The organism is Streptococcus sp. 1559 (genome assembly GCF_013276735.1).
Taxonomy (GTDB): Bacteria; Bacillota; Bacilli; order Lactobacillales; family Streptococcaceae; genus Streptococcus; species Streptococcus pseudopneumoniae.
Map to the genome: position 1 here is coordinate 1 of NZ_VMLO01000070.1, position 25,879 is coordinate 25,879.

Annotated in this window: 18 protein-coding genes and 2 pseudogenes; 12 read left to right on the forward strand and 8 right to left on the reverse strand. The window is 42.4% G+C overall.

Annotated elements, in window-relative coordinates; genetic code table 11:
* Positions 1-55: 55 nt before the first annotated feature.
* Both HT688_RS08685 and HT688_RS08690 read right to left on the reverse strand, forming a co-directional pair.
* Positions 56-685 (reverse strand): MBL fold metallo-hydrolase, encoded by a 630-nt coding sequence (locus tag HT688_RS08685; protein WP_050971287.1) that lies wholly within the window; start codon positions 683-685, stop codon positions 56-58.
* Between the two features lie 225 nt (positions 686-910).
* Entirely contained in the window at positions 911-1,072 is a 162-nt protein-coding gene (locus HT688_RS08690; protein ID WP_166727910.1) for a hypothetical protein, read from the reverse strand.
* Positions 1,073-1,530: 458 nt separating this feature from the next.
* On the opposite strand from HT688_RS08690, the gene HT688_RS08695 reads away from it, so the two are divergent.
* Both HT688_RS08695 and dtd read left to right on the forward strand, forming a co-directional pair.
* The gene (locus tag HT688_RS08695; RefSeq protein WP_050207829.1) at positions 1,531-3,753 is read left to right on the forward strand and encodes a RelA/SpoT family protein; all 2,223 of its coding nucleotides are present in this window, start codon (positions 1,531-1,533) and stop codon (positions 3,751-3,753) included.
* Positions 3,754-3,782: 29 nt separating this feature from the next.
* On the forward strand, positions 3,783-4,226 hold the full coding sequence (gene dtd, locus HT688_RS08700; protein WP_000691416.1) for a D-aminoacyl-tRNA deacylase: 444 nt from the start codon (positions 3,783-3,785) through the stop codon (positions 4,224-4,226).
* 31 nt (positions 4,227-4,257) lie between these two features.
* Here dtd and HT688_RS08705 read toward each other — a convergent pair whose 3' ends face one another.
* Positions 4,258-4,677 (reverse strand): hypothetical protein, encoded by a 420-nt coding sequence (locus tag HT688_RS08705; RefSeq protein ID WP_000789565.1) that lies wholly within the window; start codon positions 4,675-4,677, stop codon positions 4,258-4,260.
* 164 nt (positions 4,678-4,841) lie between these two features.
* Positions 4,842-5,492 (reverse strand): metal-dependent transcriptional regulator, encoded by a 651-nt coding sequence (locus HT688_RS08710; protein ID WP_000188523.1) that lies wholly within the window; start codon positions 5,490-5,492, stop codon positions 4,842-4,844.
* Positions 5,493-5,603: 111 nt separating this feature from the next.
* Between HT688_RS08710 and HT688_RS08715 the strand changes: the two genes are divergently transcribed.
* Positions 5,604-6,446 carry a metallophosphoesterase family protein gene (locus tag HT688_RS08715; protein ID WP_000160952.1) on the forward strand — a complete coding sequence of 281 codons (843 nt, stop codon included), beginning with the start codon at positions 5,604-5,606 and terminating at the stop codon, positions 6,444-6,446.
* Between the two features lie 75 nt (positions 6,447-6,521).
* Positions 6,522-6,959, forward strand: coding sequence for an Rrf2 family transcriptional regulator (locus tag HT688_RS08720; RefSeq protein ID WP_001166796.1), 438 nt, complete (start codon positions 6,522-6,524; stop codon positions 6,957-6,959).
* Positions 6,960-7,167: 208 nt separating this feature from the next.
* Here the strand turns inward: HT688_RS08720 and HT688_RS08725 are convergent.
* Positions 7,168-8,241: pseudogene (locus HT688_RS08725) on the reverse strand (lipase family protein).
* Between the two features lie 154 nt (positions 8,242-8,395).
* On the opposite strand from HT688_RS08725, the gene HT688_RS08730 reads away from it, so the two are divergent.
* Both HT688_RS08730 and HT688_RS08735 read left to right on the forward strand, forming a co-directional pair.
* Positions 8,396-9,073 (forward strand): response regulator transcription factor, encoded by a 678-nt coding sequence (locus HT688_RS08730; protein ID WP_000548991.1) that lies wholly within the window; start codon positions 8,396-8,398, stop codon positions 9,071-9,073.
* A complete protein-coding gene (locus HT688_RS08735) occupies positions 9,066-10,040 on the forward strand; it encodes a sensor histidine kinase (protein WP_000887963.1) in 975 nt (324 codons plus the stop codon). Before HT688_RS08730 ends, HT688_RS08735 begins: the two co-directional genes overlap by 8 nt.
* Positions 10,041-10,086: 46 nt before the next feature.
* On the opposite strand, the gene thrS is transcribed toward HT688_RS08735, so the two are convergent.
* Positions 10,087-12,030 (reverse strand): threonine--tRNA ligase, encoded by a 1,944-nt coding sequence (gene thrS / locus HT688_RS08740; protein WP_000608343.1) that lies wholly within the window; start codon positions 12,028-12,030, stop codon positions 10,087-10,089.
* A 335-nt stretch (positions 12,031-12,365) separates the two neighbouring features.
* A pseudogene (locus tag HT688_RS11875) lies at positions 12,366-12,725 on the reverse strand (hypothetical protein).
* A gap of 205 nt (positions 12,726-12,930) precedes the next feature.
* Here HT688_RS11875 and rpsO point away from each other — a divergent pair.
* Both rpsO and HT688_RS08750 read left to right on the forward strand, forming a co-directional pair.
* Positions 12,931-13,200 (forward strand): 30S ribosomal protein S15, encoded by a 270-nt coding sequence (rpsO, locus tag HT688_RS08745; protein ID WP_001018251.1) that lies wholly within the window; start codon positions 12,931-12,933, stop codon positions 13,198-13,200.
* Between the two features lie 808 nt (positions 13,201-14,008).
* The gene (locus HT688_RS08750) at positions 14,009-14,632 is read left to right on the forward strand and encodes a CadD family cadmium resistance transporter (protein ID WP_172923703.1); all 624 of its coding nucleotides are present in this window, start codon (positions 14,009-14,011) and stop codon (positions 14,630-14,632) included.
* Between the two features lie 272 nt (positions 14,633-14,904).
* Here the strand turns inward: HT688_RS08750 and HT688_RS08755 are convergent, their stop codons facing one another.
* Positions 14,905-15,654 (reverse strand): lysophospholipid acyltransferase family protein, encoded by a 750-nt coding sequence (locus HT688_RS08755; RefSeq protein ID WP_016569651.1) that lies wholly within the window; start codon positions 15,652-15,654, stop codon positions 14,905-14,907.
* Between the two features lie 132 nt (positions 15,655-15,786).
* On the opposite strand from HT688_RS08755, the gene HT688_RS08760 reads away from it, so the two are divergent.
* The 4 genes from HT688_RS08760 to HT688_RS08775 all read left to right on the forward strand — a co-directional run.
* Positions 15,787-18,123 (forward strand): cation-translocating P-type ATPase, encoded by a 2,337-nt coding sequence (locus HT688_RS08760; RefSeq protein WP_025172077.1) that lies wholly within the window; start codon positions 15,787-15,789, stop codon positions 18,121-18,123.
* 100 nt (positions 18,124-18,223) lie between these two features.
* Positions 18,224-18,901: a tRNA (adenine(22)-N(1))-methyltransferase gene (locus HT688_RS08765; RefSeq protein ID WP_000624064.1), complete on the forward strand. Its 678-nt coding sequence runs from the start codon at positions 18,224-18,226 to the stop codon at positions 18,899-18,901.
* Positions 18,888-19,685, forward strand: coding sequence for a Nif3-like dinuclear metal center hexameric protein (locus HT688_RS08770; protein WP_000881143.1), 798 nt, complete (start codon positions 18,888-18,890; stop codon positions 19,683-19,685). Before HT688_RS08765 ends, HT688_RS08770 begins: the two co-directional genes overlap by 14 nt.
* A gap of 418 nt (positions 19,686-20,103) precedes the next feature.
* The coding region (locus HT688_RS08775; RefSeq protein ID WP_123056193.1) for a YSIRK-type signal peptide-containing protein at positions 20,104-25,879 on the forward strand (5,776 nt) is incomplete at its 3' end.

A 25,879-nucleotide genomic window follows, 5' to 3' on the forward strand; every position in this document is an offset into this window, starting at 1 on the left:
ATTTTCATTGAGTATTAAATTGTGCTATCGATTGTCATCATCTGTCATCATCTTGCTAGAAAAAAGGATTGAAGGTTTTTTCGTGAGCGATAGTAGTAGCTGGACCATGTCCTGGATAGACATCGTAGTTTGGTAGGGTGAAAAGTTGGGTCTGGATACTATGAAGGAGTTGCTCTGTACTACCAGTCGGAAGATCCGTCCGTCCAATTGTTTCGCGGAACAGAGCATCTCCCGTCAAGACTAGGTGAGCATCAGGAAAGACTAGGGAAACACCACCGATAGAGTGCCCTGGGGTCGGTAGAACCTTAAAACGAAATTCCTCTAGTTGGTATTCTTCGTGAAAGACAAAGGTGTGTTCTGCAGGTTTTGTGACCACATCTGCCATATCATCGTGGCGAGGGAGACCGGAGAGATTATCGACAGGAGTGTAGAGCCAGCTGGCTTCGCTCTCTGCGATATAGACAGGAGGATTGCCAAACGTCTCGCGAACCAAGTCCAGACTCATGATATGGTCATAATGAGCGTGGGTCAATAGAATGGCACAGATCGGTTTGTTGAGGTTCTCGATTGTCTGACGAATGGCTTCCCATTGACTACCAGGATCTACAACGATGAGGTGTTTTTCACCTTCCAGGTAATAGGTGTTTTCATAGGCAACAGGATTCACAGTTTTATGGATTTTCATTTTATCTCCAATCTCAAAGAATGTACTAAATTAAGTATAGCACAGTTAGGGAGAATAGGTAAGGATTTAGAATGAACTTAAAAACCAGCATGACTAGATGAAGACAGGCTGGTTCTCAATTTATCACTATTGGAAAGGTGTCAATTGCCCTTCATAGGTTGCATAAACTCCGTCACTAGCTTGTTTGATAGATGTGATGTTTAGAGTGCCACCGTAGTTGGCTTCTCATTTGTCGCTATATTCACTATAAGTTATCCTATTGGGCAGGTTCTGGTCGTTAGCATAGTATTGAACGACTGTTTTTTTATAACTTTGCTGGCTGAATAGAAACAGGCAGCTAACTCCTAACACTAGGAGAGCAAAGATAGAAATAGCAGCTTTTTTCATAGGTGTTCTCCTTATAAACTAAAGGATAGAAGAAAGTATCTTGAGGATTTTTATACTCTTCGAAAATCTCTTCAAACTACGTCAGCGTCACCTTGCCGTATATATGGTTNNTTTGAGCAACCTGCGGCTAGTTTCCTAGTTTGCTCTTTGATTTTCATTGAGTATTAATTCCAAAATCCAGTCAAGGTACCAGTGTATGTGACACGAGTTCCACCGTTTATCTTTCGTATCTTCAATGGAATTGGGGAAGTCAAAAAGTCTTTGGGTTACAATATGGTTTCCGTTCTTCTATCTCTCCTTCTATCACCTAAGTTTAAAATCTAACTTCGTAGTATATTATGGACCAATAATTCAGAATTATCAAGCAATTCTGAATTATTTTTTTCTTATTCTGTTCCAATCTAGTTTTCATATTCTTAAAAAAGTGATAAAATGGTAGGAAGAATTGGAGAGTAGAGATGCCAAAAGAAGTGAATTTAACAGGCGAAGAAGTTGTCGCTTTAACCAAAGAATATTTAACGGAAGAGGATGTCCATTTTGTCCATAAGGCCTTGGTCTATGCGGTGGATTGTCATAGTGGTCAATACCGCAAATCAGGCGAGCCTTATATCATTCACCCTATTCAAGTGGCAGGTATTCTAGCCAAACTCAAGCTGGATGCTGTAACGGTAGCTTGTGGTTTCTTGCATGATGTGGTGGAAGATACAGATGCGACCTTGGACGATTTGGAAAGAGAGTTTGGTCCCGATGTGCGCGTGATTGTTGACGGAGTCACCAAGCTTGGCAAGGTCGAGTACAAGTCTCACGAAGAGCAGTTGGCTGAAAATCATCGCAAGATGCTCATGGCCATGTCTGAGGACATCCGCGTTATCTTGGTCAAACTGTCTGACCGCTTGCACAATATGCGAACCCTGAAACATCTTCGAAAAGACAAGCAGGAGCGCATTTCCAAAGAAACTATGGAAATCTATGCCCCACTTGCTCACCGTTTGGGGATTTCCAGTGTCAAATGGGAATTGGAAGACCTGTCTTTCCGTTATCTCAACCCGACAGAGTTTTACAAGATTACCAATATGATGAAGGAAAAGCGCAGAGAGCGTGAAGCCTTGGTGGATGAGGTAGTCACAAAATTAGAGGAGTATACGATAGATCGTCACTTGAAAGGGAAGATTTATGGTCGTCCCAAGCATATTTACTCAATTTTCCGCAAAATGCAGGACAAGAGAAAACGGTTTGAGGAAATCTATGACCTGATTGCCATTCGTTGTATTTTGGATACCCAAAGTGATGTTTATGCCATGCTTGGTTATGTGCATGAGCTTTGGAAACCCATGCCTGGTCGCTTTAAGGACTACATCGCTAACCGCAAGGCAAATGGTTACCAGTCTATCCATACGACTGTCTATGGGCCAAAAGGGCCGATTGAATTCCAAATTCGGACCAAGGCCATGCACGAGGTGGCTGAGTACGGGGTTGCGGCTCACTGGGCTTATAAGAAAGGCGTTAAGGGGCAGGTTAACAGCAAGGAGTCTGCTATTGGGATGAACTGGATCAAGGAGATGATGGAGCTTCAAGATCAGGCTGATGATGCCAAGGAATTTGTGGACTCTGTTAAGGAAAACTATCTGGCTGAGGAGATTTACGTCTTTACACCAGATGGAGCTGTCCGTTCTCTTCCAAAAGATTCAGGACCTATTGACTTTGCTTATGAAATCCATACTAAAGTCGGTGAAAAAGCGACTGGTGCCAAGGTCAACGGCCGTATGGTTCCACTGACAACCAAGCTCAAAACAGGGGATCAGGTTGAAATTGTCACCAACCCCAACTCCTTTGGACCTAGCCGCGACTGGCTCAATATGGTCAAGACCAGCAAGGCGCGCAACAAGATTCGTCAGTTTTTTAAAAACCAAGATAAGGAATTATCTGTTAATAAGGGTCGTGAAATGTTGATGACCCAGTTCCAAGAAAATGGTTATGTGGCCAATAAATTTATGGACAAGCGTCATATGGACCAAGTCCTGCAAAAGACCAGCTACAAGACAGAAGACTCCCTCTTTGCGGCCATTGGTTTTGGGGAAATCGGTGCTATTACTGTCTTTAATCGTCTGACTGAAAAGGAACGTCGTGAAGAAGAACGTGCCAAGGCCAAGGCTGAGGCAGAAGAACTTGTCAAAGGTGGCGAGGTCAAGGTTGAAAATAAAGAAACCCTCAAGGTCAAGCATGAAGGTGGTGTGGTCATTGAAGGTGCTTCTGGTCTCCTAGTGCGGATTGCCAAGTGTTGTAACCCCGTGCCTGGTGATGATATTGTCGGCTACATTACCAAGGGTCGTGGTGTGGCTATTCACCGTGTGGACTGTATGAACCTGCGCGCCCAAGAAAACTACGAGCAACGTCTCCTTGATGTGGAGTGGGAAGGTCAGTACTCTAGCTCAAATAAAGAGTATATGGCTCATATTGATATTTATGGCCTCAACCGTACAGGATTGTTGAACGATGTACTGCAAGTTCTCTCAAACACAACCAAGAATATTTCAACAGTCAATGCCCAACCAACCAAGGATATGAAATTTGCCAATATCCATGTGTCCTTTGGCATTACCAACCTCTCGACGCTGACTACGGTTGTGGACAAGATTAAGAGTGTGCCAGAAGTTTACTCTGTCAAACGAACCAACGGTTAATTGTCTGAGTTCTTACTAGAAAGGCTATTATGAAAATCATTATCCAACGTGTTAAAAAAGCCCAAGTCAGTATCGAAGGTCAGGTTCAGGGAAAAATCAATCAGGGGCTCTTATTGCTGGTTGGTGTTGGACCAGAGGACCAAGAGGAAGATTTGGACTATGCTGTGAGAAAACTGGTCAATATTCGGATTTTTTCAGATGCAGAAGGCAGGATGAACCTATCTGTCAAAGATATTGAAGGAGAAATCCTTTCTATTTCCCAGTTTACCCTCTTTGCGGATACCAAGAAAGGCAATCGTCCAGCCTTTACAGAAGCAGCCAAACCTGATATGGCATCAGACTTCTATGATGTTTTCAACCAAAAACTAGCGCAAGAAGTGCCTGTTCAGATAGGTATCTTTGGAGCGGATATGCAGGTTGAGCTGGTCAATGATGGGCCAGTTACCATTATCCTAGATACTAAAAATAGATAAGAAAGATCAAGCCCAGCCGGCTTGGTTTTTCTCATCTATCATAAAATACTCCAAAAGAAATCGGTGCTTGATAGGCTTGGGGAAAGTCTTGTTTCAGGATTTGGCAGGTGCGATAGGAAGGGATGAGATGTCCTAGGATGAGGAGAGTCCCCTGAAGGAAAAGTGGGGTACCACTTAAACATATCAAGGAGAGAATCATCAGGCTATCCCATAGGAGGATTTGTAAGGCAAATCGCCAGAATCTCGGTCTAATCTGGGAATAGAGTTGACTAAAGTGGTCACAAAGCTGGTTAGAAAGATAGGTCAATAGCACAGGATGAAAGAAAATGAGCCAACCGCTATAAATTAAAATCCAATCCCAAGTAAGCCCTTCTTTAAATGTCAAAAATGCCAGCATGATTCCATCAATGACAAGGAGTTGAATGGTTTTGATGTATATGATGTTTTTCATGATAAAACCTCCTTTTTTCCTCTGTTAGTGACGGAATAGTTTATATAATTATTATACAATATTTAGTTGGATTATGGAAGCGCTTACTATCGTTTTTGATATACAAAATAGATAAGAAAACCCTGAAAATCAAACTTTCAGGGTTGGTTGGGGTACTTGAGAAATTAGTTGATTTTCTCGACATAGAGTTGTTTGGCAATGTCCATATTCACTTGTAAATCATTGTTTTTATTAAGGATAGTGAAGGTGTTGCTGAAGCCATCAAACTGCTTGACTTGGAGCGAATCACCGATGTGAAGTGAGTGCTTGTCCAGATAACTGAGAATGTCAAAGCTATCGTGCACCCGAGTCAGGCGGTAGGCGCCAGCTTCCTTGATGTCAGCTAGTGGCAGGTTATTGATTTCAACGAGGAGTTCTCCCTTGGCAGGAATAGTTCCTCCGTGGGGGCAGGTTTTAGGGAAACCTAGCAGTTTATCTAGTCTTTCCACGAACAGGTCAGAGACAGTGTGTTCCAAGACCTCAGCTTCCTCGTGAATCTGGTCACTTGTATAGTCTAAATGATGAACTAGAAAAACTTCAATCAAGCGGTGCTTACGATAGAGCTCAGAGACCAGTTTGAGGCCGAGGTCAGTCAGTAGATAGCCACATTCCTTGTCCTTTAGGATGAGGTTTTCACTCTTCATCCGTTTGATCATTTCAGTTACGGCAGGGGGAGAGACTTGCATGCGGGCAGCAATTTCCTTGTTGGTGATTTTATACAGGTCTATGCCAATTTCATAAATACATTTTAGATAATCTTCTTTATTTGGGGTCATTCGTTTCCTCTTGTCTAATATCTTTATCTAGTATATCAAAAAAAGCTAGATTTCTCTAGCTGTGACTTTTTATGTTATACTTATTGCAAGAGAAAAAACGAGGAGATGGATATGACGAAAATAGCTCTTCTTTCAGATATTCATGGAAATACCACTGCTTTAGAGGCTGTTTTGGCAGATGCTCGGCAGCTAGGAGTGGATGAATACTGGCTTTTGGGAGACATTCTCATGCCAGGGACAGGGCGTAGAAGGATTTTGGACTTGTTGGCTCAACTACCGATTACAGCTAGAGTTTTGGGAAACTGGGAAGACAGTCTTTGGCATGGTGTCCGCAAGGAATTGGATAGTACTCGTCCCAGTCAACGCTATCTCTTGCGCCAGTGCCAATATGTTTTAGAGGAAATTTCCCTAGAAGAAATCGAATTGCTCCACAATCAACCACTCCAGCTTCATCGTCAGTTTGGGGCTTTGACGGTGGGAATTAGCCATCATCTACCTGATAAGAATTGGGGGCGTGAGTTGATTCATACTGGAGCGCAAGAGGATTTTGACCGCTTGGTGACCAATCCACCTTGTGATATTGCTGTTTATGGTCATATTCACCAGCAGTTGCTTCGTTACGGTACTGGTGGGCAATTGATTGTTAATCCGGGTTCGATTGGGCAGCCTTTCTTTCTAGATGCTCAGTTGCGGAAGGACTTGCGGGCCCAGTATATGATTTTGGAGTTTGATGACAAGGGCTTGGTAGATATGAACTTCCGACGGGTAGACTACGATGTGGCAGCTGAATTGCAGCGGGCTAAAGACCTGAAACTTCCCTATTTTGAGGTTTATTATGAAAGTCTGGTCAATGGTATCCATCATACTCATAATCAGGAATTTCTGAGAGAATTGGCCCAGAAAGAGGGATACGATAGGGAGTTAGATGCCTGGTTGAAAGGTGGTAATGATTGACATTACAACTAAAAAGGGTATAATAAAAGAAAAAGAAGAGTAGAGGCAGGGATGTCTCGTAAAAAGGAGAAGAGGATGCAAATTCCAAGTAGATTTACCATTGCGACTCATATGCTGATAATCATTGCCCTCAAGGGGAAGGAAAGCAAGGTGACCAGTGATTTTTTAGCTGCTAGTGTCGGGGTCAATCCTGTCATTATCAGAAAAACCTTGTCCCAGTTGAAGAAGGCAGAGCTGATTTCAGTCGCGCGTGGAACAGGGGGAACAGAGATTGTCAAGGATCTCAAGGACATTAGTCTATTAGATGTTTATCAAGCGGTTGAGTGTCTTGGTAAGACAGGTCAACTCTTCAGTTTCCATGACAATCCGAATCCAAATTGTCCAGTTGGAGCTCATATTCATGATGTTTTGGATCAAAAATTGGAGAGAATCCAGCTGGCTATGGAGGCTGAACTTGGTCAGACCAGTTTAGAGCAAGTCGTGGCCGATGCAGAGAGTCAGATGAAGGAGTAATTTTTTCTTTAAAACAAGAAAAGCTTATGAGAAGGTTTTTATACTCAATGAAAATCAAAAAGCAAACTAGGAAGCTAGCCGCAGGTTGCTCAAAGCACCGCTTTGAGGTTGTAGATAAGACTGACAAAGTCAGTCACATATATACGGTAAGGCGACGCTGACGTGGTTTGAAGAGATTTTCGAAGAGTATTACCTTTTCATAAGCTTTTTATCTATTCTTCCATGCTTGGTAACGGGTATCAATCAATAATTGAGTGAGGCGTCCCATGGTTTCCCTTTCTTCTGGAGTGAGGGATTACGCTTGGACAAAGAGATGATGAATGTGTTCAATCGCCTTTAAGGAAGATAGGTCATTGATAGAAGTAATACCAGAATCAAGAATGGTGCCAAAGAAGAGGTCGAAATAGAGCTGGAGTTCCTCGTCAGGGACTGTGGCCACCCACTCCTTGAAGGTTGTGTCGACTTGTCGGCTATCACTGTTGGTCTTATCCAGCTGGACGAAGTGCTTGTCCTCAATCTGCCAACTAAAGGTATCGTGCTGGGCGATACCACCCAAGGTAGTACTGTGCACGATGATTTGCTGGTTAGGGATTTCCAGCATCATACCGATGATGGAACCTTGTGGGATGAAGACCTTGGTTCTATCCATTAGCCTTTGATAGCCCTCGGTTTGTGTCAGTTCTTTATGGAGACCAGGCGCATCAAAGGTATAAACTGCTGTGATTTGATCCTGTAAACTTTGTTCAATTTGACTAGCAGCATAGATGGCTAGATTTCCTCCCTTGGAATGTCCAGCCAGAATGACATTTTGATTAGGATGGTGGGCAAAAAAGTTCTTTAAATAGCGAAGGGCGTGCTTTTGAGCAGGAATTTCCTTCATATAGGTCAGGTGGAAATCTTCCTTCCAGCCAATGATACTGTCATCAGTCCCACGAAAGACAATCAGATAGGTATCGAGAGTGAGGCGGTAGGTCATAGCCGCAAACTGCTTTTGCAGTTCAGGGTCAATGTCGTTGATAAAATGAGAGAGTTTACAATTTTTGAAGCGTTTGTGTTGAGCTAGCTCATCTAATAGCTGGAGGCGATTTTTGCTGGTCAACATGTTAGGATTCCTTGGAACCTGAGGAGCCAGGTCTAAAAGTCGCTGAGGACTTGTGGAGACCAGATTATCAAAGGAGAGGTAGGTAGCTTCTGTTAAGGCTAGAATGTCTAACTCATTCAATGGAAAGTCGTAAAAGGAATCGTATGCGACATCTTTCAGGTAATCAAAAATATTGGCCATAAGAACTCCTTTCTTTTCTTTATCTTATCAAATTTCCCTCAAATTAGCTAGTAGGATTGTTGCACTTTGTTGGCTAAAAACAAGCTATGTCAAATTCAATTTCAGACATTCGAGCATGGAAAAATCTGTTATAATAATAGAAAAGGAGGAGCGCATGCACAAGATTTTACTAGTAGAAGATGATCAGGTTATTCGTCAACAGGTCGGGAAAATGCTCTCTGAATGGGGATTTGAAGTGGTCTTGGTAGAAGACTTTATGGAAGTTTTGAGTCTTTTTGTCCAATCGGAACCTCATCTGGTCCTCATGGATATTGGGCTGCCCTTGTTTAATGGTTATCACTGGTGTCAGGAAATTCGCAAGATTTCCAAGGTGCCTATCATGTTTCTGTCTTCGAGAGACCAGGCTATGGATATTGTCATGGCAATCAATATGGGGGCGGATGACTTTGTGACCAAACCTTTTGACCAGCAGGTTCTTTTAGCCAAGGTTCAGGGCTTGCTGCGTCGTTCCTATGAGTTCGGGCGTGACGAGAGTTTACTGGAATATGCTGGTGTTATCCTCAATACCAAATCCATGGATTTACATTATCAAGGGCAAGTCTTGAATTTGACCAAGAACGAATTCCAGATTTTACGCGTGTTATTTGAGCATGCAGGCAATATTGTAGCGCGTGACGACCTCATGCGGGAACTTTGGAACAGTGACTTTTTCATTGATGATAATACCCTCTCTGTCAATGTGGCTCGTTTGCGTAAAAAATTGGAAGAGCAGGGCTTGGTAGGATTTATCGAGACCAAGAAAGGGATAGGGTACGGACTGAAGCATGCTTGATTGGAAACAATTTTTTCTAGCCTATCTGCGCTCCCGTAGTCGTCTGTTTGTCTATCTGCTTGCTTTAGCATTTCTGATTTTGCTCTTTCAGTTTTTATTTGCCAGTTTGGGAACTTACTTTCTCTACTTTTTCCTCTTGTGTTGCTTTGTAACCATCTTATTTTTCACTTGGGACATATTGGTGGAAACGCAGGTCTATCGTCAGGAAATTCTCTATGGGGAGAGGGAAGCTCAGTCTCCTTTGGAAAGAGCCTTGGCTGAAAAATTAGAGGCGCGTGAGATGGAACTCTATCAGCAGAGGTCAGATTCAGAAAGAAAACTGACGGATTTGCTGGATTACTATACCTTGTGGGTCCATCAGATTAAGACCCCCATTGCAGCCAGTCAACTCTTAGTTGCAGAAGTAGCTGACCGCCAACTGAAGCAGCAGTTAGAACAGGAAATTTTCAAAATCGATTCCTATACCAATCTAGTCTTACAGTACCTGCGTTTAGAAAGTTTCCATGATGATTTGGTCTTAAAGCAGGTTCAAATTGAGGATTTGGTCAAGGAAATAATTCGTAAATATGCTCTTTTCTTTATTCAAAAAGGCCTAAATGTCAATCTACATGACCTTGATAAAGAAATCGTGACGGATAAAAAGTGGCTACTAGTGGTTATTGAGCAAATTATCTCAAACAGTCTCAAGTACACCAAGGAAGGTGGTCTGGAGATTTATATGGACGGGCAAGAGCTTTGTATCAAGGATACGGGAATCGGGATAAAAAACAGTGATGTCCTCCGAGTCTTTGAACGTGGCTTTTCAGGGTATAATGGACGCCTAACCCAGCAGTCATCTGGACTTGGACTTTACCTATCTAAGAAAATTTCTGAAGAACTGGGTCACCAGATTCGTATCGAGTCTGAGGTCGGAAAAGGAACGATAGCGCGGATTCAGTTTGCTCAAGTGAATCTAGTCCTTGAGTGAGAATAGACGAAAAAGCCTCCGGACTGGAGGCTTTTATGCTAGGTTCTTATTTCTCAACGCGTGATTTGTTGGCTATATCAGCTAGGATAGCTCCAACAAAATCATCAACTGAGACAGTTTGTGTTTCTTTTTGGCCATAGCGACGAACGTTGACTGTTTCGTCTTCCATTTCTTTGTCTCCAACAATTAATTGGTAAGGAATCTTGCTGGTTTGTGAAGCACGGATCTTGAACTGCATTTTTTCATTGCGCTCATCTACGTCTGCACGGACACCGCGGTCACGGAGTTTCTTGGCTACTTCCCAAGCGTAGTCCACGTGTTTTTCGTTAGATACTGGGATGAGGGTTACTTGGTGTGGTGCCAGCCATGTTGGGAAGGCCCCCTTGTAGTTCTCAATCAAGATAGCTGTGAAGCGTTCCATAGTTGAGATAACCCCACGGTGGATCATCACTGGACGGTGCTCTTCACCATCAGCTCCGATGTATTTGAGGTCGAAGCGTTCTGGAAGCAAGAAGTCAAGTTGGATAGTAGAAAGAGTTTCTTCTTTTCCAAGAGCGGTCTTAACTTGAATATCCAATTTTGGTCCGTAGAAGGCTGCTTCGCCTTCGGCTTCAAAGTAGTCCACGCCCATTTCATCAAGAGCTGCACGAAGCATAGTTTGAGCATTTTCCCACATCTCATCGTTGTCAAAGTACTTGTGAGTATCTTGAGGGTCGCGAAGAGAGAGACGGAAGCGGTACTCATTCAAGTTGAAGTCTCCGTAAACATCGATAATCAACTGAAGAGCACGTTGGAATTCTTCTTGGATTTGTTCTGGAGTAACGAAAAGGTGACCGTCGTTGAGAGACATTTCACGCACACGTTGAAGACCAGTGAGGGCACCAGATTTTTCATAACGGTGCATCATACCGATTTCAGCGATACGGATTGGCAACTCACGGTAAGAGTGAACATGGTGTTTGAAGACTTGGATGTGGTGTGGGCAGTTCATTGGACGAAGGACAAATTCTTCCCCGTCACCCATGTCCATAGTTGGGAATATGTCTTCTTGGTAATGATCCCAGTGACCAGAAGTCTTGTAAAGTTCAACAGAAGCAAGTGGTGGAGTATAAACGTGTTGGTATCCAGAAGCCAACTCTTTGTCAACGATGTAGCGTTCCAACTCACGACGAATAGTCGCACCATTTGGCAACCAGAATGGAAGTCCTTGTCCCACTTCTTGTGAAATCATAAAGAGGTCAAGCTCTTTACCAAGTTTACGGTGGTCACGTTCCTTAGCTTCTTCACGCATTTGAAGGTAGTTTTTCAAGTCTTTCTTATCAAACCAAGCTGTCCCGTAGATACGTTGCATCATAGCGTTGTCGCTATTTCCACGCCAGTAAGCACCAGCTACATGGAGAAGGTGGAAGATTTGGATACGACCTGTTGATGGAACGTGAGGTCCACGGCAGAGGTCTACATATTCACCCTGACGATAGATAGTCAAACCGCCTTCGTCTTCTGAGTGTTCTTCAATCAATTCCAACTTGTAAGGGTCATTTTTGAAGATTTCACGTGCCTCGTCTTTAGTCACTTCTTCACGAATAGATGGGAAGTTTTCTTTGACGATTTTTTGCATTTCTTCTTCGATACGAGGAAGGTCTTCGTTAGAGATTTGACCAGCTGTGTTGTCAGTATCGTAGTAGAAACCATCTTCGATGGCTGGACCAACTCCCAAGTGAATGTCTGGGAAAAGACGACGAGCTGCTTGGGCGAACAAGTGAGCTGCTGAGTGACGCAAGATTGGAAGGGCATCTTCGTGATCAGGTGTTACAATTTCGATGCTTCCATCTTCAGTGATAGCACGAGTAGTGTCGATGAGTTTGCCGTTGAATTTACCAGCCAAGGCTTTTTTAGCTAGGGAATTGCTGATAGATTGGGCAATTTCAAAAGTTGTAACGCCAGATTCGAATTCACGAACAGCGCCATCGGGGAAAGTAATGTTAATCATGATGTTCTCCTTATATTGGTTATCCATTATTTCTAAAGCAGAAGTGTTTCCCTATTTCGCAGTCTTAAATAAAGAGAAACAAAAAGCAAAGAGAAACAAAAAGCGACGTCCTAGAAAGGACGTCGCAACGTGGTTCCACCTTCATTTATGTACCTCAAAAGAGAGGGACACCTCTGATTGGCTCTAACGTGGCCACCGTTTTATGTTTTCATAAAAAACTCAAGAGTAGTATCAGTATAGTCTTTCTATGCGTTCTCAGCAACCACGCACTCTCTAGTAGAAAGGGACTAAGTGACTTGTCTCTATGGATTATTATAGCATGATTGTGAGATTTTTCAAGGATTTTGTGAAAGTTTTTTGTTTTTCATTTTTGCAGAATATGCTTGATACCAATACCGGAAGCCATGCCGACCAGAGCAAAGGTTCCATAGGCTAAAAAGTAGACAATGCTAAAATCGTGGAAAGAAATGATAGTAAAGCAAAAGAGCAATCCAATGTCAAAAGGGAAAAAGGGAAACGGTAACCGTAAAGAAGAGAAACGATGAAGGTTACTAACGGAGAAAAGATAAAGATATTTAGAAGATGAGTCCTAGCAGATTGGGACCGGATGAGAGCAGTGAAAATAATTCATAAAGAGGCCAATAAAAGAAAAAGATGACCAGATAGTGGGGGAGATGGGAATAGAATCTAGGCATGATAATCAGCTCGTTTTAAAAAAACAGACAACTTAAATCTCTTGCTATGATTATTATAGCATGTTTAAAACAAGAAAGTAAATCTGTTGACAAAGAAGTTAGTTATTGGTAGAATAGGGATTGTCGTAAAGACAAATAACTTCTTCTTGGTTACAGGCATGCCAACCTGTCACTCGGATGAAGCCAAATAAAAAGGAGAAACATCATGGCAATCTCAAAAGAGAAAAAAAATGAAATCATTGCACAATATGCACGTCACGAAGGTGATACAGGTTCAGTAGAGGTTCAAGTTGCTGTCCTTACTTGGGAAATCAACCACCTTAACGAACACATCAAACAACACAAAAAAGACCACGCTACTTACCGTGGATTGATGAAAAAAATCGGTCGCCGTCGTAACTTGCTTGCATACTTGCGTAAAAACGACGTTAACCGTTACCGTGAGTTGATCAACTCTCTAGGACTTCGTCGCTAATTCAAGATACAAAGGCCGTCAAAAGCACAAAGCAAAAATAGGAAAATTGACGAAGAAACTTCAGTTTCTAGGAGATTTTATCTTTTTTGCCAAGTGCTTAGGCCGTGTTCAATTGAGCATATCTTGATAATAAAGCTACTCTAAATTGGGTAGCTTTTTTGCGTTGTCACCTTACCTCGCTATACTCAAGTATAATCTTCGGTTACGGTTCCTAGCACTGTAAGGTAAAATAAACCAGCTTTTCTCCCTTCGGGGAGATTTTTTTTGTTTCACTGAAAGTTTCGTACGATCTTCGCCTCGTCTATAAACGATTGATCTAGCAAGAATCATGATGCTAAGGGCGTCAAAAATCCGTATGAAAATAGGGAAATGACACAGTGTTCGATGAGCACAAGGAGTTTCATCTTTTTCACTAGGATTTTAGCCCGGGCTAAAATCAGCTCTCTGACTTCAGAGGGCTTTTTTATTGAGGTTTTATCGGTAACAATTTTGGAGACTACAAAAACCTCAAATGGTATCAGCTAATTACACCATAAAGGTGCGCAGTTACTCGGCTTTTCAAGCCGAGTAGCTGTCTGCAAGCCCCCTAGAAGAGCCCACTCTTTACAAAGTAAAGTATAGTATGTTTTATACTTTACATGGAAGTAGTCACTGAATTCCAGTTAGAAATTACTTTGTAACTACGTTTTGAGGAGGAGTAAAATGCTTTCCTACGTTCGACATTACCCACTAGCGATAGCTAAATTAATGTGTCTGTGCTCTCCTAAAATCTGCTGATTTATTACTGACTAATACAGGAGGTTTTTTTATGGGACAGACAATCATATCTGCTATTGGTGTTTATATTTCTACCAGTATCGATTATTTAATTATTTTATTTGCACAGCTATCACAGAATAAACAGAAATGGCATATTTATGCGGGGCAATATCTAGGCACAGGCTTACTTGTAGGGGCGAGTTTAGTTGCTGCTTATGTCGTTAATTTCGTGCCTGAAGAATGGATGGTTGGATTGCTTGGTTTAATCCCTATCTATTTAGGGATTCGCTTTGCAATTGTTGGAGAAGATGCGGAAGAAGAAGAGGAAGAAATTATTGAAAGATTAGAACAAAGCAAGGCAAATCAACTGTTTTGGACAGTTACATTGCTGACAATTGCGTCTGGCGGAGATAATTTAGGTATCTATATACCTTATTTTGCTTCGTTAGATTGGTCACAGACCCTCGTGGCCTTGCTTGTGTTTGTAATCGGCATAATTATCTTTTGCGAGATTAGTCGGGTGTTATCCTCTATTCCGTTAATATTCGAGACAATTGAAAAATACGAGCGAATCATTGTGCCCTTAGTATTCATTCTACTTGGACTATACATCATGTATGAAAATGGCACGATAGAGACTTTTCTGATCGTGGAGATTTTTTTGTTTCACTAGGATTTTAGCCCTCTGAAAATCAGCTCTCTGATTTTCAGAGGGCTTTTTCATTGAGTATAAATGGACAATCTTAAAGTTACTCTATTGTAGAGTGGCTTTTGATTTGATTAGGAGATTCTTATAAATATAGTAAAATGAAACAAAAGCAGGACAAATCGATCAGGACAGTCAAATCGATTTCTAAAAATGTTTTAGAAGTAGAGGTGTACTATTCTAGTTCCAATCTACTATATAAATGAAAACCTTAGCTGTTTGGCCAAGGTTCATTTCTTCTATGCAAGTTCTTCTCTTTTCTTATCTGGGTTCCAGATGAAGCTTGCGAGAAAGCTAAAGATGATGGTTAGGATAGCGAGTATAATAGCAAGGATGAGGGCAGGAATGCGGATAAACCACCAGAGTGGATTTGGTTTTTTATCATTGTGCCATTGTTTCGTTTCTTCGTCCAGACGTTGGAATTCTGTTTGAATACGATTGGCGACTGTTTCAATGCCTTCATCATTCATTTTCTTGATATCTGAGATATCGATTGGATTTCCAAAGTTCATATCGACACGTTCACGGCTAATCAAGCCCTTCAAAGTCATGGGACCGGTGTAGGTAACCGGCATGATACGGACCTTGGCCATTTTGGCAATCAGAGCTACGCCCCCCTTGACATCGTTTGAGTGACGGCTCCCACTTGGAAACATGATGAGAGAGCGGTCACTTTTTTTGAGAACATTGATAGGGTATTTGATGGCTGAGGCGCTAGGATTTTCACGGTCGATAGGAAAGGCGCCACACATACGAATCCACCAGCCAAAGATACGGTTGGTAAAGAGTTCTTTTTTTGCCATAAAGATAAACTGTTTTGGCTTGGTCGCAAAGGCCATATAAACTGGATCCCACCAAGTGCGGTGAGGCGCAACCAAAATATAATTTTCATCTTGATTAGGAATTTTATCAGTATTATGATAGTGGGCATTGCCATTGATGGACCATAAGAGCAATACAACTAATCCACGCAAATAAGTATAAAACATGCGATCTCCTTCGATTGTTTTCTTGTTATTATTATACCTTATCAAAGGAGGGCTGGCAAACTTTTCCCTTGACTAGATGCATATTTGGGATGAGATTAGAATTCTTTTAGAAAAAATGATATGATAGAATTTATGGATAAAAATAAGATTATGGGATTAACCCAAAGAGAAGTCAAGGAAAGACAGACTAAGGGCTTGGTCAATGATTTTACTGCTTCGGCCAGTACCAGCACTTGGCAAATCATCAAACGAAATGTCTTTACCCTTTTTAACGCTTTGAACTTTGCCATTGCTTTGGCCCTTGCCTTTGTGCAGGCTTGGAGCAATCTGGTCTTCTTTGCTGTTATCTGCTTTAACGCTTTTTCTGGAATTGTGACCGAGCTACGGGCCAAACACATGGTGGACAGGCTCAATCTCATGACCAAGGAAAAGGTCAAGACTATTCGTGATGGCCAAGAAGTGGCTCTGAATCCTGAAGAATTGGTGTTAGGAGATGTCATTCGTCTGTCTGCTGGAGAGCAGATTCCCAGTGATGCCTTAGTTTTGGAAGGCTTTGCGGAAGTCAATGAAGCCATGTTGACGGGGGAAAGTGATTTGGTACAAAAGGAAGTGGATGCCTTGCTTTTGTCAGGAAGTTTCTTAGCCAGTGGGGCAGTTTCAGCTCAAGTTCACCATGTTGGATCTGAGAACTATGCTGCCAAACTCATGCTGGAAGCCAAGACCGTTAAACCCATCAACTCTCGTATCATGAAATCGCTGGACAAGCTAGCTGGTTTTACTGGGAAGATTATCATTCCTTTTGGTCTAGCTCTCTTGCTAGAAGCCTTGCTTTTAAAAGGCCTGCCTCTCAAGTCTTCCGTTGTAAACTCGTCGACAGCACTTCTGGGAATGTTGCCCAAGGGAATTGCCCTTTTGACCATTACTTCGCTCTTGGCTGCAGTGATTAAGCTGGGCTTGAAAAAGGTCTTGGTGCAGGAGATGTACTCTGTTGAGACCTTGGCGCGCGTGGATATGCTCTGTCTGGACAAGACGGGTACCATCACTCAAGGAAAGATGCAGGTGGAGGCTGTTCTTCCTTTGACCGAAGAGTATGGAGAGTCAGCGCTTGCTAGCATCTTGGCCAGCTATATGGCTCATAGTGAGGATAAGAATCCAACTGCCCAAGCCATTCGACAGCGTTTTGTGGGAGAAGTTACTTATCCTATGATTTCCAAGCTTCCCTTCTCCAGCGACCGCAAGTGGGGAGCCATGGAGTTAGAATGTTTGGGGACAGTTTTCTTAGGGGCACCTGAGATGTTGCTGGACTCTGAAGTCCCAGAAGCCAGAGAGGCCTTGGAGAGAGGTTCACGTGTCTTGGTCTTAGCTCTCAGTCAGGAGAAATTAGACCATCACAAACCACAGAAACCTTCTGATATTCAGGCTCTGGCCTTGTTGGAAATCTTGGACCCTATTCGAGAGGGAGCAGCAGAGACGCTGGACTATCTCCGTTCTCAGGAAGTGGGCCTCAAAATTATCTCTGGTGACAATCCCGTTACGGTGTCCAGCATTGCCCAGAAGGCTGGTTTTGCGGACTACCATAGCTATGTAGATTGTTCGAAAATCATCGATGAGGAATTGATGGCCATGGCGGAGGAGACAGCTATTTTCGGACGTGTTTCCCCTCATCAAAAGAAACTCATCATCCAAACGCTGAAAAAATCAGGACATACAACGGCTATGACAGGGGACGGGGTTAATGATATCTTGGCCCTTCGTGAGGCAGATTGTTCCATCGTAATGGCTGAGGGAGATCCAGCGACTCGTCAGATTGCCAATCTGGTTCTCTTGAACTCAGACTTTAATGATGTTCCTGAGATTCTCTTTGAAGGTCGTCGTGTGGTCAATAACATTGCCCATATCGCCCCGATTTTCTTGATAAAGACCATCTACTCATTCTTGCTCGCAGTTATCTGTATCGCCAGTGCTCTTCTGGGACGGTCTGAATGGATCTTGATTTTCCCCTTCATTCCAATCCAGATTACTATGATTGACCAGTTTGTGGAAGGTTTCCCACCATTCGTTCTGACTTTTGAGCGAAATATCAAACCTGTTGAGCCAAATTTCCTCAGAAGATCCATGCTTCGTGCTCTACCAAGTGCTCTCATGGTTGTGTTCAGCGTCCTGTTTGTGAAAATATTTGGAGCGAGTCAAGGTTGGTCTGAGATAGAAATCTCAACCCTACTTTATTATCTGCTTGGGTCTATTGGTTTCTTATCCGTATTTAGAGCCTGCATGCCATTTACCCTATGGCGTGTCCTCTTGATTGTTTGGTCAGTAGGAGGCTTCCTAGCCACAGCTCTCTTCCCAAGAATTCAAAAATTGCTTGAAATTTCGACACTTACAGGACAAACGCTACCTGTTTATGGTATCATGATGTTGGTCTTTACCGTGATTTTCATCCTGACTAGTCGCTATCAAGCCAGAAAATAAAGAAAGGCTGCAATCTGTGGATTGCGGTCTTTTTAGGTACAAGATTGCCAGCCGAAATGTGGTATAATAAGAGGTAATAGAGTTTGGAAAGTGAGAGAAGATGATTTCAAAGAGATTAGAATTGGTAGCTTCCTTTGTACCACAGGGAGCCATTTTATTAGATGTGGGAAGTGATCATGCTTATCTGCCCATCGAGTTGGTTGAGAGAGGACAAATCAAAAGTGCCATTGCAGGTGAGGTGGTGGACGGGCCCTACCAATCTGCAGTCAAAAATGTTGAAAGTCACGGGTTAAAGGAGAAAATCCAAGTCCGTTTAGCCAATGGTTTGGCAGCTTTTGAAGAGGAAGACCGAGTGTCTGTCATTACCATCGCAGGGATGGGCGGCCGTTTGATTGCTAGGATTTTAGAAGAAGGCTTGGACAAGTTAGCTAACGTAGAGCGTTTGATTCTCCAGCCCAATAATCGTGAAGACGACTTGCGCATTTGGTTGCAAGACAATGGTTTTCAGATTGTGGCAGAAAGCATTCTAGAAGAAGCTGGCAAGTTTTACGAGATTTTGGTGGTGGAAGCAGGACAAATGAAGCTATCAGCCATTGATGTTCGCTTTGGACCTTTCTTGTGCAAAGAGGTCAGTCCAGTCTTTGTCCAAAAATGGCAAAAAGAAGCTGTTAAGCTAGAGTTTGCCCTCGGACAAATTCCAGAAAAAAATCTGGAGGAACGTCAAGTTCTAGTAGATAAAATTCAAGCCATCAAGGAGGTTCTCCATGCTAGCAAGTGAAGTAATTAACGCATATGAAGCCTTTTGCCCTCAGGAATTTTCCATGGAGGGCGATAGTCGTGGTCTGCAAATCGGCACTTTGGACAAGGATATCCAAAGGGTCATGGTGGCTCTCGATATTCGTGAAGAAACGGTGGCTGAAGCCATTGAAAAGGGTGTGGACTTGATTATTGTCAAGCACGCGCCGATTTTCCGTCCCATCAAGGACTTGGTCGCCAGCCGTCCGCAAAATCAGATTTACATTGACCTCATCAAGCATGACATTGCAGTTTATGTCAGCCATACCAATATTGACATCGTTGATAATGGGCTCAATGACTGGTTTTGCCAGATGCTAGGCATTGATGAGACGACTTATCTTCAGGAAACAGGTCCAGAATGTGGAATTGGTCGTATTGGGAATATTCAGCCTCAGACATTTTGGGACTTGGCCCAGCGTGTCAAGCAAGTCTTTGGCCTAGATAGCCTTCGAATGGTGCATTATCAAGAGAGAGATTTGCAGAAGCCTATTTCAAGAGTGGCCATCTGTGGTGGAAGCGGGCAGTCATTCTATAAGGATGCTTTAGCTAAAGGAGCGGATGTCTATATCACTGGTGATATTTACTACCACACTGCCCAGGATATGTTGTCTGATGGCTTGCTGGCATTGGATCCAGGTCACTATATCGAAGTGCTGTTTGTGGAAAAAATCGCAGCACTCCTTACTCAATGGAAAGAGGAAAAAGGCTGGGAACTAGAGATTTTACCTAGCCAAGCATCGACCAATCCTTTCCATCATATCTAGTTAGAAGGTGAAGACAATGAAAAATTGTACTAGTATAATTATGGTAAACTGAAACTACACTAGTACAAATGTGATTCTGAGACATTGTTGAGACTGGATTTTTTTGTAAAACTTATACCCGAAATTTTATAAATAAAAAAATACAATAGTCCTCGTTTTTTGCAGTTTAATCAAAAAATCCAATACATATAATTAGAAAGATAACAATTTACCATAAAATACTCTAAAAACAGAAAAAATTAAATGTTTTTCCTTGCAAAATTCGGGGGGGGGGGGGTGGTATAATTGCTACTAGACTGTATACTCTTCATAGGAGGTATAGTGGGGTAAATAGTCGTAAGTTGCTATTTAATATTATTGTCAATTGAAGAGGAAAATGACATGTTCTCTTCAATCATATCTTTAAGGAGAAAGAGTTATGGATTTTAGAAAGTCTAACAGAGAAAAGGTCTTCCGTTACTCCATTCGTAAGTACCACTTTGGTGCCGCCAGTGTTGCGGTTGCCGCATTGATGTTTTTTGCCAACGGTGCAGTAGCAGCGAGTGAGACAGTCACTCCAGCTACAACTAATGACGTGGTCGCTGGATTTGATGGTAACCCTGATGGGGCTCTGCAGGAGTCGGATGAGGGAGAGTCGAAGGAGGTTGTACTTGAGCAACTTGCTGAAGGCAAGATCACAAAGGAGATAAAAGGGCAAGGGAGGTCAGCGGAAGGATCTAATCAAGGACAGACAGTAGCTGCCCCTAAAACTACTGGAGTAGACTCTAGCCAGCCAGAGTCTGTTCAAGAAAGTTCTCAGGTGAGAGAGAAAAGGGCAGGATCTGCTGACACGATAGCAGCCAAAACAAGCAGCACTGGAGTCCTTCAGCCTCGGGTGCTCAAAGACAGCCAGTCTGACTATGACCCTATTCCACTTGACGATGATGAGGATGATACAGAACAGGATGAACAACCGTTAAACACTCCGGTGACAACAGCGATTCAACCTCGTTCAAGAGGAAGCAGACAAGAAGTTCCTTCAGGCTACATAGCTGTGCCAAGTAATGCTTATGTAGATGGGATCAACTACTTTTTAGAAGATGGACATGCAGGTTCACCTTATGCCCGTGGAACCTATGTCTATGGTTCGCAACGTTCAAGAGCATATTGGGACGGAAAAGAGTTTCGTATTCCGGAAGCGAAAGATTTTATCTACGGGATAGTCAAGAAAACAGAAACTGGTTTTAAATGGGAGATTGATATCAATAAGGGAAAAGTAGGACGGGGTCCACACCACTACTTATCAAATACTTTTTGGTTTACCCTACCTAAAAACCACACTGTAAAAGCAAACTCAGTAACTATTTCTCGTTATGATCATAGGACTGGTGGCACCACTGCTACTAGTGGAGATGCAGGTAACGGAGAGGATCAAATTCTAAAGGCCTTACAATCAGCTGATGGAATTAGTGATGAAAAGCAGGGGACTGTTGCATCAACAGGAGCGGCAGCAAAAAGTGGAGGTTATGGTTATCGGACGGATAGTCTGGATGGCTTAGCCAAGGAAGAAGTTAACTGGTGGGTGCAGAAAGGTTTCTACTACCATGCTGATAAAAACTTCCCAACTGAAGTTGAGAAAAAGGCAGCTTCTAAATACTCTGGTATCAAAAATGAAACCGAGAAAGTCTACACCTTCTCTTTGGACGGAGGACGTGATGATAGCTACCATTTGACCTTTGAGACGACTTCCCCAGATACGACTTTCCGTAATCTCTATTACGCCTTGGGTGTTAAAGGGTTTAGGCTGTCAGGGAAATCAGTTAATCGCTTGCTAGTCAATCAGTGGTACGGTAGAGCTGCCGGTGAAGGAGACCAGGCTGAGAAGTATCCGGCTCAGTTGGAAGGGAATGGCTACTATCAGATTGTACAAGGGCAAATTTGGCAGCCGAGAAATAATAATGTATCAACAACTCCAGGTACCTCTTCATCTTTAATTGCTAAAAGCGATGGAGGCATTGACCTTGAATCTTACTTTAAAAATAGGGATAAGGTAGGGGATAATGCTGAATCACATCCAACTTCTTATAATCTTTTTAAGGATGGTGTCAAAGTTGAAAACAACCAAGAGGTTGCAAAGACTATCGTCAATACTCCGGGAGTGAAATCTTATCTTGTAGAGCGAATCTTTGCTGACGGTTCTGGTGAATTGGTTCAGTTAAATTTTGTTGTGAAACCGAAAAAACCAAGTTTAAATACTGATTTGCAAAAGCAAGCAGGGACGATAAAGGATATCACTGCAACTAACGGAACCAAAGGTGTAGAGATGGTTCTCTACCATGACGGAAAAGAAGTAGCAACCAGTATTGCTGGTGATGATGGAAATGCAACCTTCAAAAATGTTGTTATTACAAAAGGTTCTTATACTGTCAAGTCACGTGTTTCAGATCAGTCTTATTTGACTGCAGAAGGCAAGCGAACTTCACTCTTAGAGTCTGAATCATCAGATGCTAAAGAAGCCAACTACGATAGGAGTCAGATTCGTATTGGGTTTGGACAAAGTGGAGAGGGCGGAGCAGCTCCTAGCTTTGAGGAAGGTAAGTATAAAGCACTATATCGTGACAATTATACTGAAAAACAACTACAAGTACTGGTTCAAGTCCCTGCTGGCCAGATTATCAAAAATATTGAAGTAACTAATTTAGAAAAAACAGGCTTGGTTCATGGTGAAATGAATCAGGTTGGTCCTCTAACTAGTACGATGCCATTAACAGGAGATATTAAAAAAGACAATTCAGGTATCCATCAAATTACTGTTACGGTTACAACCGCAGATAATCTAAAAAATACAGAAAAACTCTATCTATACATTCCATTTACGAAACCGACTTTTGAAACAACAGCTGAGAGTTTGAAAGGAAAGACTACAGGAAAACCGGTCATCAAAGCAAACTCTGGAACAAAAGGAGAAGCAGCAAATATTCCTGATAAAGCAAAACTGAAAACCTTCTTGGTTAAAGGTGGGAATGATGTGGATGCTGTAGGCACAGGTGCTTCTGATAATAAGCCTAAAAAAGCTACTGGCTATACTATTCTTGCTAGTGGTGATGTTAAGGCGGATGGAACAGTTGAGTTTACTCCTGATAAGTATAGACAAGAATTGGTGGGGAATGAGGAACTTCGTCTAGTTACGGCAGTGGTTAAGGAAGGTACAGATGAACCTGTTTTAGACTATCTTGTATCACCACTATCAGAATCGCTTAAACTAGAACTTCCTACAGAAGTTAGCCGTGACTTTGTAAGCCCAGCAGAAAAAGTTACCGTTGAAAATCCAGGTAGTCTAAATCAAACCGAGAAAGATAAGCTAAAAAAAGCTATTGAAGATGCTAATCCAGGATTTAAAGTTGAAATAACAGATGATGGTAAGGTTCAGGTGACCAGACCGGATGGACAAGAGGAAGAAGCTGCTGTCAGTGATTTTGTGAAACAAAATGGGCAAGCAGATTCTGCAGATGATTCGACTTCTCCAAAAGAAATCCAAAAACCAACTGAAAAAGTGAAGGTAGCTAATCCAAATAAGCTAACCAAAGAGGAATTGACGAAGATTACTCAGAAGGTTCAGGAGAAAAATCCTGGTGCTACTGTAAACGTTGGGCAAAATGGAGATGCCTATGTTGTACAACCAGATGGAACAAGTGGCTTGATTTCCCACAAAGATTTGTTGGAGCTGACAGAAGAGCAAAAAGAAGCTGCAAAGAACCGTAAACCGTTAGTCAACCCAGAGCAGAAAGTACCTGTAACCGATCCAGAGAAACTAAATTCTTCAGATATTGAAAAGATTAAGAAGGCTCTACAAGCTGCTAACCCAGGAGCGACTGTTACAGTGGATAGCGATGGAAATGCAACTGTTACAAGTCAGGACGGATCAGAAAGTAAGTTTATCTCACGAGATGACTTGGTTACAAAAGTGACGGTCCAAGCGCCTCAATCTCCAACTATCTCACAAGATAAAGAAACTCTAACGGTAACATCAATGGTAGGTCAAGACGAAGCTACTAAGGTTATGCTTACGTATACAAATGCTACTGGACAAGAAAAAACTGTTGGTTTTACTAAAACTGGTAGCAACTGGAATAAGGATGACGCCAATGCAGATAGCACAATTTCGATTATAAATGATGAAAATGGACTGGGCAAAATCCTAATCCAAGCTGAAACAGCAGAAGCAGGTTCAACAGTTACAGTTAAGCAGCAGAAGGACGGCTCTGACTTTAGTATAGCAGCTACTACTAAGGTTTTAGGAAGATTAGAGGATGTAAGTGGTATAGCCCAACCAGATGGTTCGGTTGTAATTACTGTACCGCAGGAAGCTACTGAGTTTGATTTGACTTATCATAATCAAACTAGTAATCGTTCAGAAACACAACATTTTAGAAAAACTGATCAAGGATGGAGTGCTGTTGCAGGAATTACAGCTAGTGGCAATAGCTTTACCCTTCCAAAAAGTTTAGTAAAAGACGGGACGGAAGTTGCGGTAAAAGCTTCTAGCGCAACGAAAATTTCAGAGACTAAACGAATTAAGGCTAAGTTTGAACAACCGAGTGCAACAACTAGTGCTACACGTCAAAATGGAGATGTAGAAGTTACATTACCGACAGATGCAGAAAAAGTGACCTTAACTTATAAGAACAAACAAAATACCAATGCCACAGTAACACTGGTTAAACGAGGAAATAATTGGAGCTCTTCAACAACCTTACCAGATGGTATCAGTCTAGCAAATGGTAAGGTTACACTTGACTATACAAAAGTGAACAGGAATACAAATATCACAACAGCCTCTACTAGAGGAAATGGCGATGTTGAATCTCAAGCAAATAACCAAAATCATCCTATTCCAGAACACACAGCTCCGACGACTAAGACGATTACAAAAGTAATCGGTGAAAATCCTACAAATGCAGAGTTACTTGCTGCTGTAGATGTAGCTAACAAAGCATCAGCTGTACTGAAAGAAGGAACACAGTATCCAACTACAGTAGGGAACCATACTCTTGACGTTGTTGTTACTTATACAGATCAAAGTACAGAAAACGTAAGAGTAACGTATGTGGTGAAACCAGCAGACAAGACAGCTCTAACGCAAGCGAATAACGACTTAGCAAGCGAAGTAGCAAGTCAACCAACTACAGATGACAAGCCACAAAGCAAAGTTGACGCATATACTAAAGCAAAAGAAGCGGCGGATAAAGCAGTGGAAGCAGCGAAAAAAGTAATAGCGGACGACAATGCGGCACCAGAAGCTGTACAAGCAGAGCTAGCGAAAGTAAACGCAGCCAAAGCAGCCTTGAAAGCGGCAGAAGATGCCGTAACAACCGCAGCGACAACTACAGCGAAAAATAAACTAACTGAGGATAAATCGAAGTTAGATGAAGCTGTAAGTACAGAAGGTAAGACACCAGAAAGTATTCAAGCATACGAAGCCGCTAAGAAAGAAGCAGAAGCAGATGTTGCAACAGCGAAGGAAGCAGCCAAAGCAGTATTAGCTAAAGGTGACAATGCGACAGCAGCTGAAATTCAAGAAGCGCAAGAAAAAGTAACAGAAGCGCAAGGTAAGTTAGACAAAGCGAAAGAGCAGTTAGTCGACAAAGCAGACAAGACAGCTCTAACGCAAGCGAATAACGATTTAGCAAGCGAAGTAGCAAGTCAACCAACTACAGATGACAAGCCACAAAGCAAAGTTGACGCATATACTAAAGCAAAAGAAGCGGCGGATAAAGCAGTGGAAGCAGCGAAAAAAGTAATAGCGGACGACAATGCGGCACCAGAAGCTGTACAAGCAGAGCTAGCGAAAGTAAACGCAGCCAAAGCAGCCTTGAAAGCGGCAGAAGATGCCGTAACAACCGCAGCGACAACTACAGCGAAAAATAAACTAACTGAGGATAAAGCGAAGTTAGATGAAGCTGTAAGTACAGAAGGTAAGACACCAGAAAGTATTCAAGCATACGAAGCCGCTAAGAAAGAAGCAGAAGCAGATGTTGCAGCAGCGAAGGAAGCAGCCAAAGCAGTATTAGCTAAAGGTGACAATGCGACAGCAGCTGAAGTTCAAGAAGCGCAAGAAAAAGTAACAGAAGCGCAAGGTAAGTTAGACAAAGCGAAAGAGCAGTTAGTCGACAAAGCAGACAAGACAGCTCTGGTAGTAACGCCAGTAGCAGACC